Here is a 14,581-nt window from a genome sequence, read left to right as displayed (position 1 = left end):
CTCAGCGGTAACCCTGGGCCTGCAGCTGGAAGAGCTGCGCATAGCGTCCTTCGGCCGCCACCAGGCTGGTGTGATCGCCGCGTTCGAGTATCCGCCCCTGTTCGAGCACGATGATGTGGTCGGCATTGCGCACGCTTGAAAACCGGTGGGAAATCAGCAGGGTCATGCGCCCTTCGGTGTGTTCGCTGAAGTGCTGGAACACCGCTGCTTCCGCCGCAGGGTCGAGTGCCGAGGTCGGCTCGTCGAGGATCAGGATATCGGCGTCGCGGCGCATGTAGGCGCGGGACAAGGCGATTTTCTGCCACTGCCCGCCGGACAGTTCCTGCCCCCCGGCAAACCAGCGCCCCAGTTGCGTCGCATAACCGCGGTCCAGCTGTTCGATGAACGGCGCGGCCATGCCTTCAGTGGCGGCTGCCTGCCAACGCGGTTCATCGTTGAAGGCCCGGGTATCGCCCACCCCGATGTTTTCTCCCACGGTGAACTGGTAGCGGATGTAGTCCTGGAAAATGACCCCGATGCGCCGTCGCAGTGCCTGTTCTTCCCACGCTTGCAGATCGCTGCCGTCGAGCAGGATGCGCCCCTGGTCCGGGCGATACAGACGGGTCAGCAGCTTGATCAGCGTGGTCTTGCCTGAACCGTTTTCCCCTACCAGCGCGACGCTGTGGCCCGGCACCAGGTGCAGGTCGATGCCTTCCAGGGCCGCGCGACTCGCCCCGGGATAGCGAAAACCGACATTCTCGAAGCGCAAGCCATCGCCAGGCGCCTCGCCCTCGGTCAAATGACCACTGTCGGCCACCACCGGTTCGCCCAGGTATTCGTAAAGGCTCGACAGGTACAGGCCGTCCTCGTAAAGGCCACTGATGGCGCTGAGGCTGCTGCTCACCGCCGACTGCCCCTGCTTGAACAACACCAGGTACATGGTCATCTGGCCCAGGGTGATGCTGCCGTGAACGGTGTCGACCACCACCCAGGCGTAGGCCAGGTAAAACGCCGCGGTACCCAACAATCCAAGGACAAAACCCCAGCCATCCCGGCGCAGAGTCAGGCGCCGGTCCTCGGCGTAAAGACGGGCGAACGTGTCGCGATAGCGCTGCAACAACAGGGGCGCGAAGCCGAACAGCTTGACCTCCTTGATGTAAGCCTCGTGGGACAGCAGGGTCTCAATGTAATTCTGCTGGCGACTTTCCGGTGCGCGACGGGTGAATAACCGGAAAGCATCCCCGGAAAAATGCGCCTCGGCAAAAAACACCGGCAACGCCCCCACCACCAGCAGCGCCAGGGCCCACGGCGAGAAATGCACCAGCAGCACGCCGAAGCTGATCAGCATGATCAGATTCTGGATCAGCCCCAGCGACTTCATCACCAGCGCCAGCGGCCGGGTGGACGCCTCGCGTCGCACGCGCACCAGCTTGTCGTAGAACTCGGAGTTTTCGAATTGCACCAGGGACAGGGTCTGGGCTTTCTCCAGGATCATCGTGTTGACCTTCTGCCCCAACTGCACCCGCAACAGCGACTGCTGGACCGACAGCGCCCGCTGGGTCGCGGACAACAGGGCGAGCACACCCGCCTCGAACAACACGTAACGCACCACTGGCCACAAGGGTGCACTGCCCTGCTGGGCATGCAACTGCATGGCGAAGACCACCGCATCGACAATGCGCTGGCCCAGCCATGCGGCAAGCGCCGGCAGTATGCCGGCGATCAGGGTGGCGATCACCAGGCCGATAAACAGTGCGCGGGAGGTGCCCCAGACCAGAAGCAAGGCGCGTCGGGCCTGGTCGAGCAAGGAGGTGACGCGATTCAGGGCAACTGGCATGCGGTGCTGGACCCGGCGTAGTGATGGCGTGAGTGCGCCATGTTACTTCAGCCAGGGGTCGGGGCGGTCACTGCAACAGCCGCAGTTTTTACATTTTCACGCGGACAGACGTCCACGCCCACCAGACCCGCCCGCGGGACAAACTGCACCGCCTTGGTATCGGACTTCCACAACCGCACGAAGTACGTGCCGTCCGCTTCGGCAATGACCCGCAGCGGGCGACTGAAACCGGGCCTGTCGGGATCAGTGATCGACTCGAAGCCTTTGCTCTCGGCGCCGAAATTCAGCACCGTGCAATTGCGTGCGCCGGAGGCGGACACCTGGAAGGCGAAGCCGCCGAGCCTGGCGCCCGAGGCAGGGTAAAACCCCAGCACCATGACCAGCACCATCACCGCGCACGCCACCATGGCAAGCGGATTGTCGTGGCTGCGCATCTTCACCACGAACAGGGCGCCCAGCAGCTGGATGATCCACAGCACCAGCAACTCCACCAGCATCAGCGGCACCATCCACCACAGATTGCTCACATAGCGACCGGCGATGTCGATCGCCACGATGGTGACATTAAGAATCACGCCCATCTGCACGAAGGCCGACATCAGGCAGGCGAATCGGAAGTCCATCGACATGGGGCCGTCGACACCCAATGTCATCAACCAGTAGTAGGCGGCGATGGTCAGCACCGTGCCCACGACCGCCAGCAGGGTCCAGTACCAGGTGGCAGACACCTGGGAACCGATCACGCTCAGCAACGCGCAGAACGTCCCGAGTACCACCAGGCTGGCCGCCCAACGTCCCAGCATGCGCTTGTGGCGCTTGCGCTGTTGCGCGGTGGCCGGGCCGAGGGTGAGCTCGTCACTCAGGCGCCGCTGCGAATCATTGAATCGATGAAACAGCACGAAGATCGGCAGCAAAACAAACGCCACCAGAATCGAAATGATGAAGATCAGAATCGCCGACATCACCGGCAACGCCGTGATGACCGCCGACGAGGTGATGCTCAGCGGGATCTTTTCTTCCTGGATGTATTGGTACAGGTAGACCCCGGCCATCAGCAGAATGCCCACGGTCAGCGGCCAGGCGCGCTCGTTGAGCCACAGCAGGCACTGGCTCAACTGTTTGAAACGATCGGGGGTTGCAGTACGCGGGGGAATGTTTTCGATATCGGTCACGTCGACAGGCTCCAGTTCCATGGGGGCAGGTACAACGACTGTACAGGCCGAAACGCAGGAAAACATCGGAGCCGAGCTTAATCAGAAGCGTCCGTCAGATCTTTCGCCAATGCCCCCTGGAAACGCGCCCGGTACTTGCCCGGGCTCTCCCCGGTCCACTTCTTGAACGCCCGATGAAACGCGCTCGGCTCCTGGAAACCCAGGCGTTCGGCGATGTCGCCGATGCTTGCACGGCTTTCGCGCAACTGCTCGAACGCCACGCCCCGCCGTACTTCGTCCTTGATTTCCTGGTACGAACAGCCTTCGCGCTCCAGCTTGCGGCGAAAGGTGCTGGGGCTCAGGTGCTGTTCAAGGGCAAAAGCCTGCAAGGTCGGCCAGTCGCTGTATGGGCTGTTGCGCAGGCGCTGGTGCACTTGCGAGGCCAGGCCATGCTGATTGCGGAAGCGGATCACCAGCCACTGCGGCGCCGTGCGCAGGAATACCTTCAGTGAGGCCAGGTCCTGGACCACAGGCAGGCGCAAGTAATGGCTGGCGAACTCGATCTCGGTGCGCTCGGCCCCCAGTGTCAGGTTGGGACCCCAGAGCAGTCGGTCATCGCTGAGGGCTACCCGGGCATGGCGAAAGTCGGCACGGTCGATCGGAATGCGCCGGCCACCGAGCCAGCACAACAGGCTGATCATCAGCACCAGGAAGGTCTCCTCGCCAAATCGACTGACTTCAGGGTTCTTCGCCTGGGACTCCAGGCTAATGACCGCACGCTTGCCACGTACGATCAGCGTGCCGCGAAAGTCGCGCAGGAACAGGCCGAAGTTGGCCAGGCACTGGCGCATCGCCTTGTGCAGGTCGGGTTCCTGGATCAATGCCCGACAGATCAGGGCGAACGCACCCGGCGGCATGCCATGGGAGTCGAGCAGGAAAAACTCATCATCGAGCTCGCGGATCAGGATCAGCCATAGCGCGGCAAACGCGCTGGCAGGCACTCGCGCTGTGGGCTGCAGCACCAGCACCGGGTCGATGCCGGCCTGTAGCAGCAGCGCTTCGCGACGCAACGGATCGGCGCCCAGCTCCTGGACCATGGCTTGCACAAAGTAGGCGGCGACCGAATCCTTTTCCCGCATGTGAACGCTTCACTCCCCAGTATTCGAATGGCAAAAAACACCAGTTGCGTTGAACAGTTGCGGCATAGGACAACTGCCCTGCCCGCTCTAGACTCGGCGCCAATAGTACGCTTTTGGCCGCCTCGACGGCCAAGGTATCGCACGGTTTTGAGCGCAAGGACTGGAACATGGATCTGCAAAATATTGGCGTAATCGGCGCGGGCACCATGGGCAATGGCATCGCCCAGGTGTGTGCCCAGGCCGGTTTCGATGTGATCTTGCTCGACATCAGCGAGAGCGCGCTGCAAAAAGCGCTGGCGACGGTGGGCAAGAACCTCGATCGACAAGTGGCCAAGGAAACCCTGAGCGAAGCACAAAAGCTCGCGACCCTCGCCCGGATCCGCACCAGCACTGACTACAGCAGCCTGCAGGCCGTGCAGCTGGTGATCGAGGCGGCGACCGAAAATCTCGAACTGAAACTGCGGGTGCTGCAACAGATCGCCGCACAAGTGGGCAGCGAATGCGTGATCGCTTCCAACACGTCGTCGCTGTCCATCACTCAACTGGCCGCCAGTGTCAGTAAGCCTGAACGTTTCATCGGCCTGCACTTCTTCAACCCGGTGCCAGTGATGGGCTTGATCGAGGTGATCCGCGGCCTGCAAACCAGCGACGCGACCCACGCTCTCGCGCTCGAGATGGCGACTACCCTGGGCAAGACCGCGATCACTGCCGGCAACCGCCCGGGTTTTGTGGTGAACCGGATCCTGGTGCCCATGATCAACGAAGCGATCCTGGTGTTCCAGGAGGGCCTGGCCAGCGTCGAGGACATCGACGCCGGCATGCGCCTGGGCTGCAACCAACCGATCGGCCCTCTGGCATTGGCAGACCTGATCGGCCTGGACACGGTGCTGGCAATTCTCGAAGCCTTCTACGATGGATTTAACGACAGCAAATACCGCCCTGCTCCGCTGCTAAAGGAAATGGTCGCCGCCGGCTACCTGGGACGTAAAACGGGGCGTGGCTTCCATGCCTATGCCTGAGCGCTGTTCACGTTTTGCCGAATACCGGGACAAGGTGCTGGAGCTGTTTGCCAGCAAGGGTTTCGGCCAGGTCGGCATGCGTGAACTCGCCACCTGCCTGGGGCTCGCCCCGGGCTCGCTGTACCACCACTATCCGAGCAAGCAGCACTTGCTCCTCGATCTGATTGAGGAGTTCTACGAAGAGCTGCTGGCCACCCTGGGCCGCGTCGAACAGAAGGCTCCGGCCAAGCGCGAGCGCCTCAACAGCCTGATCCGCGCCCACCTGAATCTGCATGAGGACATGCCTTGGCATTTTCGCCTGGTAGAGCGCGACAGCGGTTGCCTTAACGATGAGCAGCAAGTGCGAGTGCAGCAGCTGCGCGAGCAGTACGAGCGCAAACTGCTGAAAATGCTTGGGGTGCGCTCGCGCTTCAGCGAACAGGGCATGCTCGCCGCCGGGCATGCCATCGCCTCGCTGCTCAACAGCGCCCCCACCTGGTTGACTCACCACCCGCTGGACGAAACCGAGCGCGACGAGCTACTGGAGAACATGGTCAGCGGCGCCATCGAAAGGCTGCTGGCACCGCGTCGCTCGAGTGAGGCGATAAGCCTGGCTCTATCCATAGATAAAACATCTAAAAAAACCTCGGCAATCGCCGCGATTTAGCGCTTTGCTACCCGGGTCAATCATCTTCAATGACCGGGAGCTGAATCATGAAAATCAATCCCTATCTCATCTTCAACGGCGACTGCAAAGCCGCCTTCACGTTCTACGCCCAGGCGTTAAAAGGCAGCATCGACGTCATGATGACCTTCGGTGAAAGCCCCGCCCGCGAACACGTCCCCGCCGACCTGCACAACCTGATCATTCACACCCGCCTGTCGATAGGTGACCAGGCCATCATGGGCTCGGACACCACCCCGGATCGACCCACGGATGACATGGCGGGCTGTTCGATATCGCTGAACGTCGACAGCATTGCCGAGGCCGAGCGGGTGTTCAGTGCATTGGCCGAAGATGGCAGCGTGCAAATGCCGCTGGAACCGACGTTCTGGGCGGCACGGTTTGGCATGTTGCAGGATCGGTTTGGAGTGGCGTGGATGGTGAACTGCGAGAAGGATCAGTGATTGGTCGATTGGCTGATTGCCAGCACCTTGTGGTAGCAAAGCTTGCTCGCGATGACAGACCCCTATTCAACAGTGATGTCGGCAGGCACACCGCCATCGCGAGCAAGCTCTGCTCCCAAAATTTCACCTCCAACAGAGGGGTAGATATTCGGGCCGTGGGAACCCGCATCAAAGCTTGGCGATCGAAACCTCAGTCGATTTAACGAACGCAATCACCTCACTGCCCACCCGCAACTCCAGGTCCCGCACCGAGCGGGTGGTAATGACCGAAGTGACAATCCCGGAAGCTGTCTGCACATCAATCTCGGAGACCACTTCGCCCTGGACGATTTCCTTGATGACACCCTTGAACTGGTTCCGCACGTTGATCGCTTTGATGGTCATGTTAAGGCTTCCTGTCTGAGTCTTGTTGGCTGGCACACATGTGCAGGCCCCCAAAGTGCACCGAGCGGAACAACATTAAAAGGAATATATAATTATCTATCTATTCCTTTTTGGAATAAAAAGATTCACTTGATCCGATAGTGAAAGGTATTACGCACTGCCGGTACCGACACCGCCTTGCCATCAATCATCCGCGGCTGATAACGAAACGTATCGGCAGCGGCCAGAGACGGTCGCATAAACATCGGGTGACAACCTTCAAGCACCTTCGGATTCTCGACCTTGCCCTGCGGGTTGACTGTGTACTCCACCGTGCAATCGCCCTCCAGGTTCTTATCCAGCGCGCGTTGCGGATAGTCGGGCGCTTGCTTGCTCAAGGGCAGGTACTGGCGAGTGTCGGCAGCGGCCTGGGCAGCCGCCTGTTGACGGCTTCGCTCGGCACTCAGGCGCGCCTGCTCGGCCTGCTGTGATTGCTGTTGCGCCAGGTGCTGCTGTTCGACTTCGCGAGCGCGGTTTTGCGACTCCAGGCGCTCACGGTTTTGTTCGGCTTGGAGCTCACGCTTTTTCTCTTCGACACGCTTGCGAGCCAAGGCCGCCTGCTGCAACTTCTGCACCTGGACCTGCGGGTCGACAGCCGGCTTGCTCGGCGCCAGCGTCGCGGCCACAGGCTCGGGCGGTTGCACCACGGCAGGCAGCGGCTCAGGCGCCGGTATGGGTGACGGTATCGGTGCCTGAAGCGCAGGTGCCTCGGGCGTCGGCGCCAGGATCACCAGTTGGGTACGCAAGACCGCCGGCTGCTCGGCAGGAGCCATCTCGGCCACCCAACCCCGCACCAGCAACCCCAGCACGATCACGTGCAACCCGACCGCAAGGCTCGCAGCCAGGCCATTGCGCCACAGCCCGCTGCGGTCGACCGGCGCAGCCGCCAGGTAAGGCCTGTGCAAGGTCATCGCCGTCATTGCGGAGCCTCGGTTACCAGTCCCAGGTTACTGACCCCGCCCTGTTGCAACGCCGCCATGGCTGCGACCACGCTGCCGTAGCCGGCGTCCTTGTCGGCGCGAATGTAGACCTGGGTGTCTCGCCGCTCAGCGACCACCTGCGCTACCTTGGCCTGCATGTCTGCAAGGCTCACCGCACTGTCGGTCTGGTTGCGGGTGTCGAGTTCGCCGCCAAGATTCCAGTAGTAACCGCCCTCGGCTTTCACCGACAGGGTGAGGATCTGCTGCCGACTGTCATTGGCCAGTGCTTCGCTGGCGACCTTGGGCAGGTCGATTTTCACCCCTTGGGTGAGCATGGGCGCGGTGACCATGAAAATCACCAGCAGCACCAGCATCACATCGATGTACGGCACCACGTTCATCTCGGCCTTGGGTCCGTGTTTGCGTTGCGGTCTGACCAACATCGTCACTCTCCTTTCAGGCGGCGGCGGCCAGGTTGATCGGCGCGCCATGCAGCTTGCGGTGCAGGCGCACTTGCAGCTCGTTGCCGAACGCGTAGTAGCGCGTCAGTAACGTCTGGCTACGCGAGGAAAAGCGGTTGTAGGCAATCACCGCAGGTATCGCCGCAAACAGGCCGATGGCCGTGGCAATCAGCGCTTCGGCAATGCCCGGGGCCACGGTGGACAACGTCGCCTGCTGCACCTGCGACAACCCGAGGAAGGAATTCATGATGCCCCACACGGTGCCGAACAGGCCGATGTAGGGGCTGACCGAACCGACCGTGGCGAGGAACTGCAGGCCTTTTTCCAGGCGCACTTCCTGCTCGCTGATGGCGACATAAAGCGCCCGCTCCACGCCCTCGAGGACCACGTCTGCAGCATTGCCCGAGTGTTGGTTGAGGTGGTTGAACTCCTGCAAGCCGGCCTGGAAAATGGGCTCGACGCCGGCTTCGCTGTCAGTGTTTTTCGCCGTTTCGCGATACAACGCCAACAGGTCCGGCGTGCCGCGAAAGCGCTGCACGAAATCGTTGAGCTGCCGCTCGCGGCGCTTGAGCACGCTGCTGCGCAGGATGATCAGGTACCAACTGAGCAGCGATGCCAGCAGCAGGATAAGCATGACCGCCTTGACCAACAGACTCGCGTCGCTGATCAGCCCCCAGATCGTCATGTGTTCGAGTGTGGCCTGCATGGTGAAACTCCTTGTGCGGGGCTCGCGGGCCGTCGATGCGCGACGGCCGTTGAGCTATTCGATGAAAGTCAGATGACAGGGTGATGACGGATCAGGGCAGCTTGAGCGTCCTGGTGACCTCGGCCCAGGGCACGAATTTAAAGTTCTGGGTTTGCTCGGGCATGCGTTTGCGCCCGTCCTGCACCACCAGCATGCCCTCGCTCCAGGCTCCGCCGAGGTTGACGGAAGTGACCTCCAGGCCATCGGTTTCCGAGGCGCCGTCGATACCGAGGGCAGTATTCAGACCGACACGAAAGGCGCCACGGGCAGCGAATGGCGGTTGGGCATCAAGCACCAGGTAGCTGTCGTTGCCTTGGCTGGAGATCACCAGATAGTCATTGCCGGCGCTTTGATACAGCGCCAGGCCTTCCACATCGGCGTGCAATTGCGGGCCAACCTTGATCACGCTGCTGAGCGTTGCCGGTTGATCCGCCCGGGCATCCACCGCCCAGACGCCCACATCCTCCTCGCCGAGAAACAGCCGTTGACGCTGATCATCGGCAACGCAGCCCTCGGGCTGACTGGCGACCTTGAACTGGCGCACCAGCTCACCCTGGACCGTGCCGTTCGGCGCGCTCAAGCGGTATTGCAGGAAGGTCCCGTCCTTGCCGTTGGCGAATGCAAAGAGTTCCCCGCTGGCTGGCTGGAACAGGCAGATGCCGTAGATTTCCTTGAGGGGCGTGGCGATCTCGCCGGCCTCGCGCAGCTCGCCGCTCTGGCGATCGATACTGAACAGGCTGAGGCTGTTGTGATCGCGATTGCTCGCCACGGCCAGGTCGACCGTTTGCTGACCGAGCTTGAAGTTGGGCCGCACATCGACATTGTTCAGACGCCCGACCGGCAGTTCCTGAAGCAACTTGCCCTGCAGGTCGTACGCCAGCAAACCCTGCTTTTTGTTGGTGCCCAGCACCCGACTCAAGCCCGCCTGCTGCGGATGAATCCAGATCGCCGGATCATCGGCGGCGTCCCCCTGCCGTCCTACCGGTTCGGTCTGCGCCTGCGCCGGCACAACCGGCAGCTCCGCGGGCCGTGCGACCGGTGTGGCTTGCCAATCGAGCTGGCCCTGATACAGACGGCCATCGTCATCGTCGCGCAACAACACTTCAAGCCCCTTGGCCGTCGCGCGCACGTCGAGGTTTTCCGGCTCCTTCACCCCAGGCAATGCAAGGCTGGCCTTGGCCACCCAGCGCTCGCCCTGCTGCTGATACAGGTGCAATTGCGCGGCCTTCGGGTCAAGTGCAACCACACCAGCGGGGATCAGGGCCATGGCGCCAGCGCTGTGTTTGATCTCGCCGAAAGGCTCGCGCAGGGCAACGGGGCTGCGTGTCACTTCGGCCTCGGGATGTGCCGGGTAAGCCCACCAGCCGACGTTCTCCTCGTTGACGACCAACTGATGGGCGCCATCGTCGACCCGACAGTCCGTTGCCGAAGGCGGCAACGGCAGACCGCGTACCCGTTCCGCCTGCGCATCAAGACGGGCACCGTTGCCAACCAGCCACTGTTCACCCTTGCCCTCCTCGCCCACCAGGAACAGGAACAGGTTACTGGCCTCGTCGCGGTACAGGCATAGGCCGTTCACCGGGTAGTCACGCGTCGGCAGATATACCGGCTGACCCCAGCTGCGCTGGTCAGCATCAAGGCTGACCAGCATCGCTTGCTGCCGCGCATTGTCGAGGCTCGCCACCAGCACGCGGGAGCCCAGGGCGCGGCTGTCCAGGCTGGCGAATGATCCCTGCAGGCGCGCCAGTTCCGCGCCTTTGGGGTCGAGTAACAGCAAGCCATCTCGCTGACTGACGGCCAGGCGGTCAGCGCCGGTCGGCAGGAAAGCCACGGCGTCGACCTTGAGGTTCGGCGCCCAGGGCGTGAGTGTCAGGTTCGCCGGGCCAGCCATGGCCTGGGTGACGCTCAGGCTGATCAGGGCGGCGAGCAGGCAACGGGAGGGTGATAAAAAAATGCTCATGAACAGGCAAGTTCCTTGTGGTGCGTACAACCTGATGGCAGCGGCGGCCATCCCGGGCTTAGAAGTGGGTGAAGGTCAGGCCGAGCTTGAAGGTCGGGCCGTACTCTTCGTACTGGCCGTTGTAGGCGCGCTGCCCGGTGTAGACGAAGTACGACTCGTCCGTGAGGTTCTGCGCCTCGAAGCTCACTTGCAGGTCCTTGGTCAGCGAATAGCGCGCGCTGAAATCGACGAAGGTCTGGGCGTCGACGTGCAGGTCGTGGGCCTTGTCGTTGATGGACGCCAGTTCGTAGAGGTAATCGGACTTGTAGTTGGCAGACAGGCGCACGCTCAGCTTGTCGTCCTCCCAGCCAACCATCAGGTTGCCGACGGTGTCCGACTGGCTGGGCAGGTCGATGCTGCGCTTGCTGTTAGTGCCGGTGGCGGCATCAAAGCCCTTGATCTCGGCGTCGGAGCGGCTGAAGGTGGTGTTGGCACCGATCAGCAGGCCGTTCCATGGCGCAGGCAGCCAATCGAATTTCTGCGAGTAGGCCAATTCCAGGCCATAGAGTTTGGCGCTGTCGCCATTGGCGAACGTGTGCGCCTCGGCGAAATCGACCCACGCACCGGTACCGGCAAGGTCGGTGTTGTAGACGAAGTTCTGGATGTCCTTGTAGAACACGAACGCCGAGACGGTACCGGCGCGGCCCATGAAGTGCTCGATGCCCAGGTCGAGGTTGCTCGACTCCAAGGGCTTGAGGTCCGGGTTGCCGAAGGTAGCCTCGTCATCGTCGATGACAAACCCCGGGGCCAGCTGGCCGAAGGTCGGGCGTACAACAGACTTGGTCCAGGCCGCGCGGACCTGAGTGTTCTTGTCCAGCTGATAACGCGCATGCAGCCCCGGCAGCCAGTGGTGATAACGACGCCTGGTGTCGGTCGCCTGAAACTCACCATCGGTGGCGCCGGTGCCCTTGGCTTCGAACTCGGTGCCTTCGTAGCGCATGCCGGCGATGAAACGCCAGTCGTCGATGTCGATGGTATTCATCAGGTAGCCGGCGTTGATGTCTTCGCTGATTTTGAAGTCGTTGACCCGCGACTCGGTCTCGTCGTAGAAATCGTCGCGATCAAGGCCGCCGATCAGGTTCTTGATCGCACTGGGGCTGATGCCCGGCCCGAACTGGCCCAGGCGGTAGTCCACGGTGCCTTTCTGGAACTGCGCCAGGTTGAGCTGCTGGTCGTTGAAACCCAGCTCATCGAAGTCTTCATAGACCCAGGCGTCGAGATCATTGTCCTTGTTGCGGCGACTGACCTTGCCGCCGAACTTGACCTGCGAGGCGTAGCCCTTGAAGTCATAATCCCGGGCCAGGTCCAGGCGCAGATTCTTTTCGGTATCGGTGGTGCGCTGCTTCTCCCAATCAACCTTGTCGAGGCTGAAATTGCCCGGGTCGTAGAAGCCCTGGCCGATGATCGGACGTGGCTTTTCGTTGTCGTAGAACCCACTGTCGGCAAAATCATCGGTGCCATCGAAGGCAGCGTTGGCAATGTGCCCCGGGCTGTCTTCGCTGGAACGGCTGTAGCCGGCCTGCCCGCTCAGGGTCCAGAGGCCGAACAGGCGCTCGCCGCCGAGCACGTAGGACTGGATTTCCTGGGTCTCTTCGCGCTGCTTGAGCTTGCGTGAGCCCTCGGCATCGCCGGTCTCTGCGGCGGCCAACGGGTCGGCAAATTCGAACGCCGTGGAGTTGCGCGTCTCGCTGTCCTTGTAGCGGCTGTAGAGCGTGCGCAGGTAATAGCTGCTGAGGTCGTCAGGCTTGTAATCGAAGTTGAGTCCACCGCCTGCCCGTTCTCGACTGATGTCGTAGTCCCGCTGCTCGAACTCCTGCAGCCGGGCGCCTTGCTCGAAGTCCCAGGCGCCGCCGGTTTCGACGTTGTCCGAACCGAAATCGCGCTTCTGCCAGCTCAATGCTGCGGCGACGCCGAAGTTGTCGATGCCGTCACCGAGGCTGAACCGGTTACTGGCGGCGCCGGAAAATTTCGGGCTGGTCTGGTGGGTGTTCTTGTCGTAGCTCGCTTCAGTGCTGCCGGTATAGAACAGCCCCTTGTGATCGAAGGCCGAGAGGCTTTGCACATCGAACGTGCCGCCCAGGGAGTTGGCGTCCATGTCCGGGGTCAGGGTCTTGATCACCGACAGCGACTGCACCAGCTCGGAGGGCAACACGTCCAGGGCTACGGCGCGACGCTCACTTTCCGGCGAGGGCACCAGCGTGCCGTTGATGGTCACGCTGTTGAGGTCGGGGCCCAGGCCGCGCACGCTGACAAAGCGGCCTTCGCCCTGGTCGCGCTCGACGCTGACCCCGGGCAGGCGCTGCACCGCTTCAGCGACGTTTTCGTCGGGCAGCTGAGCCATGCCGTCGGCGTGCACCACGCTCTTGATGCTGTCGGCGCTGCGCTGTTCCTTGAGCGCCTGGTCGATGCTCGCGGCCTGCCCCACGACCTGCACGTGCTCGGTGGTGGTCGCCGATTCGGCGGCACTCAGCCGTTCGCTGGCGATCGCCATGGCCAGAGCGGTAAGCGTGAAACCGACAAACCCGGCTGTGCTGCTGCGCTTGTACATGAATGTCCCCCCCAAGAGTCCGTTGACGCCGGGCAAGTGGCCCGGCAACTGGGAGGGCAAGCTAGGGTTGCGTGATGACGGTTCTGTGACAGGGGGTGGCAGGGAAGGCTTCAAAACGCGCTTTTGCGCGAATCGGCGGGCGCAAATGAGCTGAAATGACCTGCCGCGCCTGACGCAACTTCTGTGGCAACACAAACTGCCTCGCCACAGGGACGCTTGATCAGATAAAAATGTGGCGGCATCACTGAGCTGATTCGACCCCCCGCCCCCGTCACCCGCCTGTCACAAACATCTGCTGTGCTGACGCGCACTGTCACTCGCCAAAGGATCGCGGCCATGTTCTCTGTGCTCAAACCCCATCGCTGGAAACTCGTCCTGCTCCTGGTGGCGGCCAATCTCGGGTTGCTCCTGCACCTGGCCTGCGGCGAACTGAAAAGCGTCAGCGAGTGGGTGTGGCTGGACATCATCGGCGAAGGCGGCTCGGCGCTACTGGCGCTGGTCTGGCTGGGGCTGGTGCTCAAGAGTCGCCCCGCTGGCCGCGTGACCAACTACCTGGCCCTGGGCCTGAGCTGCATCTTTTTCTCCTGGTGGATCGACAGCCTCGACGAGTTCATTCGCCTGCCCGACAGCATTACCTGGGATCACTGGCTGGAATCCGGGCCGATGCCGGTCGGGATGATTCTGCTGACCATCGGCATCTATCACTGGCATCGCGAGCAGCTGGCGATCAGCGCGCAAATGGAGAAGCGCGAGAAGCTGTTCCGCGAACACCGTCTGTTCGACAAGCTGACGCCACTGGGGGGTGCCGATTATCTCAAGCGCCAATTGACTGCCAGCCTGGCGCAGAGTCTTGCCCAGGAGCAGCCGCTGTCGCTGATTGCCGTGGACCTGGACAACTTCACCGCGATCAATCAGGCGTTCGGGCATGCCGAAGGCGATGCGGTGTTGCAAGCCATCAGCCATTTATTGCTGCTCAACCTGCGCCGCCAGGACCTGCTGTGCCGGTTGGCTGGCGACCGTTTCGTGGTGGTGTTGCCCAACACTGGGGAAAGCCAGGCGCGGCTGTTAGCCCTGGAACTGCAGCAGGCGGTGCATGGCCTGGCCCACAAAACCCGTCAGCATGGCGAGCGCTTGCAATTGTCCGCCAGCACCGCCGTGGTGATGGCCATGGATGAGGCACCTGACGTTTTGCTAAAACGCCTGAACCTGGCACTGGCGCGCGCCAAGCAGCCCCTGGCAAAAACAGCCTGAGG

At 62.1% G+C, this 14,581-nt stretch carries 13 protein-coding genes; 4 read left to right on the top strand and 9 right to left on the bottom strand.

The genetic code is table 11. The annotated features are described in order from the left end of the window. Window position 1: 1 nt before the first annotated feature. The 3 genes from IMW75_RS21605 to IMW75_RS21595 all read right to left on the bottom strand — a co-directional run bounded on the left by IMW75_RS21605 (window position 2) and on the right by IMW75_RS21595 (window position 4,106). Window positions 2-1,816, bottom strand: coding sequence for an ABC transporter ATP-binding protein (locus IMW75_RS21605; protein WP_045061262.1), 1,815 nt, complete (start codon window positions 1,814-1,816; stop codon window positions 2-4). Between the two features lie 47 nt (window positions 1,817-1,863). Then, a complete protein-coding gene (locus tag IMW75_RS21600) occupies window positions 1,864-2,988 on the bottom strand; it encodes a hypothetical protein (RefSeq protein WP_205893709.1) in 1,125 nt (374 codons plus the stop codon). 77 nt (window positions 2,989-3,065) lie between these two features. Beyond that, on the bottom strand, window positions 3,066-4,106 hold the full coding sequence (locus tag IMW75_RS21595; protein ID WP_205893708.1) for an AraC family transcriptional regulator: 1,041 nt from the start codon (window positions 4,104-4,106) through the stop codon (window positions 3,066-3,068). Window positions 4,107-4,273: 167 nt separating this feature from the next. On the opposite strand from IMW75_RS21595, the gene IMW75_RS21590 reads away from it, so the two are divergent. From IMW75_RS21590 to IMW75_RS21580, 3 genes are read left to right on the top strand one after another with little or no spacing between them, the layout of a single operon-like run. Next, window positions 4,274-5,125, top strand: coding sequence for a 3-hydroxybutyryl-CoA dehydrogenase (locus IMW75_RS21590; RefSeq protein ID WP_045061260.1), 852 nt, complete (start codon window positions 4,274-4,276; stop codon window positions 5,123-5,125). Further along, entirely contained in the window at window positions 5,112-5,771 is a 660-nt protein-coding gene (locus IMW75_RS21585; RefSeq protein WP_045061259.1) for a TetR/AcrR family transcriptional regulator, read from the top strand. Before IMW75_RS21590 ends, IMW75_RS21585 begins: the two co-directional genes overlap by 14 nt. Window positions 5,772-5,818: 47 nt before the next feature. Continuing rightward, window positions 5,819-6,232 (top strand): VOC family protein, encoded by a 414-nt coding sequence (locus IMW75_RS21580; protein ID WP_045061258.1) that lies wholly within the window; start codon window positions 5,819-5,821, stop codon window positions 6,230-6,232. Window positions 6,233-6,400: 168 nt separating this feature from the next. Here IMW75_RS21580 and IMW75_RS21575 read toward each other — a convergent pair whose 3' ends face one another. The 6 genes from IMW75_RS21575 to IMW75_RS21550 all read right to left on the bottom strand — a co-directional run bounded on the left by IMW75_RS21575 (window position 6,401) and on the right by IMW75_RS21550 (window position 13,328). Further along, window positions 6,401-6,616 carry a TOBE domain-containing protein gene (locus IMW75_RS21575; protein WP_045061257.1) on the bottom strand — a complete coding sequence of 72 codons (216 nt, stop codon included), beginning with the start codon at window positions 6,614-6,616 and terminating at the stop codon, window positions 6,401-6,403. Between the two features lie 125 nt (window positions 6,617-6,741). Continuing rightward, complete coding sequence (locus IMW75_RS21570) at window positions 6,742-7,575, bottom strand: energy transducer TonB (protein WP_205893707.1); 834 nt, start codon at window positions 7,573-7,575, stop codon at window positions 6,742-6,744. Next, complete coding sequence (gene tolR / locus IMW75_RS21565; protein ID WP_122838425.1) at window positions 7,572-8,018, bottom strand: protein TolR; 447 nt, start codon at window positions 8,016-8,018, stop codon at window positions 7,572-7,574. Before tolR ends, IMW75_RS21570 begins: the two co-directional genes overlap by 4 nt. Window positions 8,019-8,031: 13 nt before the next feature. Further along, the gene (gene tolQ / locus IMW75_RS21560) at window positions 8,032-8,742 is read right to left on the bottom strand and encodes a protein TolQ (RefSeq protein ID WP_045060500.1); all 711 of its coding nucleotides are present in this window, start codon (window positions 8,740-8,742) and stop codon (window positions 8,032-8,034) included. A 91-nt stretch (window positions 8,743-8,833) separates the two neighbouring features. Then, the gene (locus tag IMW75_RS21555) at window positions 8,834-10,741 is read right to left on the bottom strand and encodes a phytase (protein ID WP_205893706.1); all 1,908 of its coding nucleotides are present in this window, start codon (window positions 10,739-10,741) and stop codon (window positions 8,834-8,836) included. A 58-nt stretch (window positions 10,742-10,799) separates the two neighbouring features. After that, complete coding sequence (locus IMW75_RS21550; protein WP_205893705.1) at window positions 10,800-13,328, bottom strand: TonB-dependent receptor; 2,529 nt, start codon at window positions 13,326-13,328, stop codon at window positions 10,800-10,802. A 336-nt stretch (window positions 13,329-13,664) separates the two neighbouring features. Between IMW75_RS21550 and IMW75_RS21545 the strand changes: the two genes are divergently transcribed. Then, window positions 13,665-14,579 carry a GGDEF domain-containing protein gene (locus tag IMW75_RS21545; RefSeq protein ID WP_205893704.1) on the top strand — a complete coding sequence of 305 codons (915 nt, stop codon included), beginning with the start codon at window positions 13,665-13,667 and terminating at the stop codon, window positions 14,577-14,579. Window positions 14,580-14,581 lie beyond the last annotated feature (2 nt).

The organism is Pseudomonas gregormendelii (assembly GCF_017114825.1).
GTDB classification, from domain to species: Bacteria; Pseudomonadota; Gammaproteobacteria; order Pseudomonadales; family Pseudomonadaceae; genus Aquipseudomonas; species Aquipseudomonas gregormendelii.
The sequence above is the reverse complement of the archived record's forward strand: the minus strand, read 5'-3'. Positions and strand labels throughout refer to the sequence as shown.

Bases quoted from the DNA above. Each gene is read 5' to 3' on its own strand.
- IMW75_RS21605 (WP_045061262.1), bottom strand. From the start codon at position 1,816: ATGCCAGTTGCCCTGAATCGCGTCACCTCCTTGCTCGACCAGGCCCGA.
- IMW75_RS21595 (WP_205893708.1), bottom strand. From the start codon at position 4,106: ATGCGGGAAAAGGATTCGGTCGCCGCCTACTTTGTGCAAGCCATGGTC.
- IMW75_RS21590 (WP_045061260.1), top strand. From the start codon at position 4,274: ATGGATCTGCAAAATATTGGCGTAATCGGCGCGGGCACCATGGGCAAT.
- IMW75_RS21585 (WP_045061259.1), top strand. From the start codon at position 5,112: ATGCCTATGCCTGAGCGCTGTTCACGTTTTGCCGAATACCGGGACAAG.
- IMW75_RS21580 (WP_045061258.1), top strand. From the start codon at position 5,819: ATGAAAATCAATCCCTATCTCATCTTCAACGGCGACTGCAAAGCCGCC.
- IMW75_RS21575 (WP_045061257.1), bottom strand. From the start codon at position 6,616: ATGACCATCAAAGCGATCAACGTGCGGAACCAGTTCAAGGGTGTCATC.
- IMW75_RS21570 (WP_205893707.1), bottom strand. From the start codon at position 7,575: ATGACGGCGATGACCTTGCACAGGCCTTACCTGGCGGCTGCGCCGGTC.
- tolR (WP_122838425.1), bottom strand. From the start codon at position 8,018: ATGTTGGTCAGACCGCAACGCAAACACGGACCCAAGGCCGAGATGAAC.
- tolQ (WP_045060500.1), bottom strand. From the start codon at position 8,742: ATGCAGGCCACACTCGAACACATGACGATCTGGGGGCTGATCAGCGAC.
- IMW75_RS21555 (WP_205893706.1), bottom strand. From the start codon at position 10,741: ATGAGCATTTTTTTATCACCCTCCCGTTGCCTGCTCGCCGCCCTGATC.
- IMW75_RS21550 (WP_205893705.1), bottom strand. From the start codon at position 13,328: ATGTACAAGCGCAGCAGCACAGCCGGGTTTGTCGGTTTCACGCTTACC.
- IMW75_RS21545 (WP_205893704.1), top strand. From the start codon at position 13,665: ATGTTCTCTGTGCTCAAACCCCATCGCTGGAAACTCGTCCTGCTCCTG.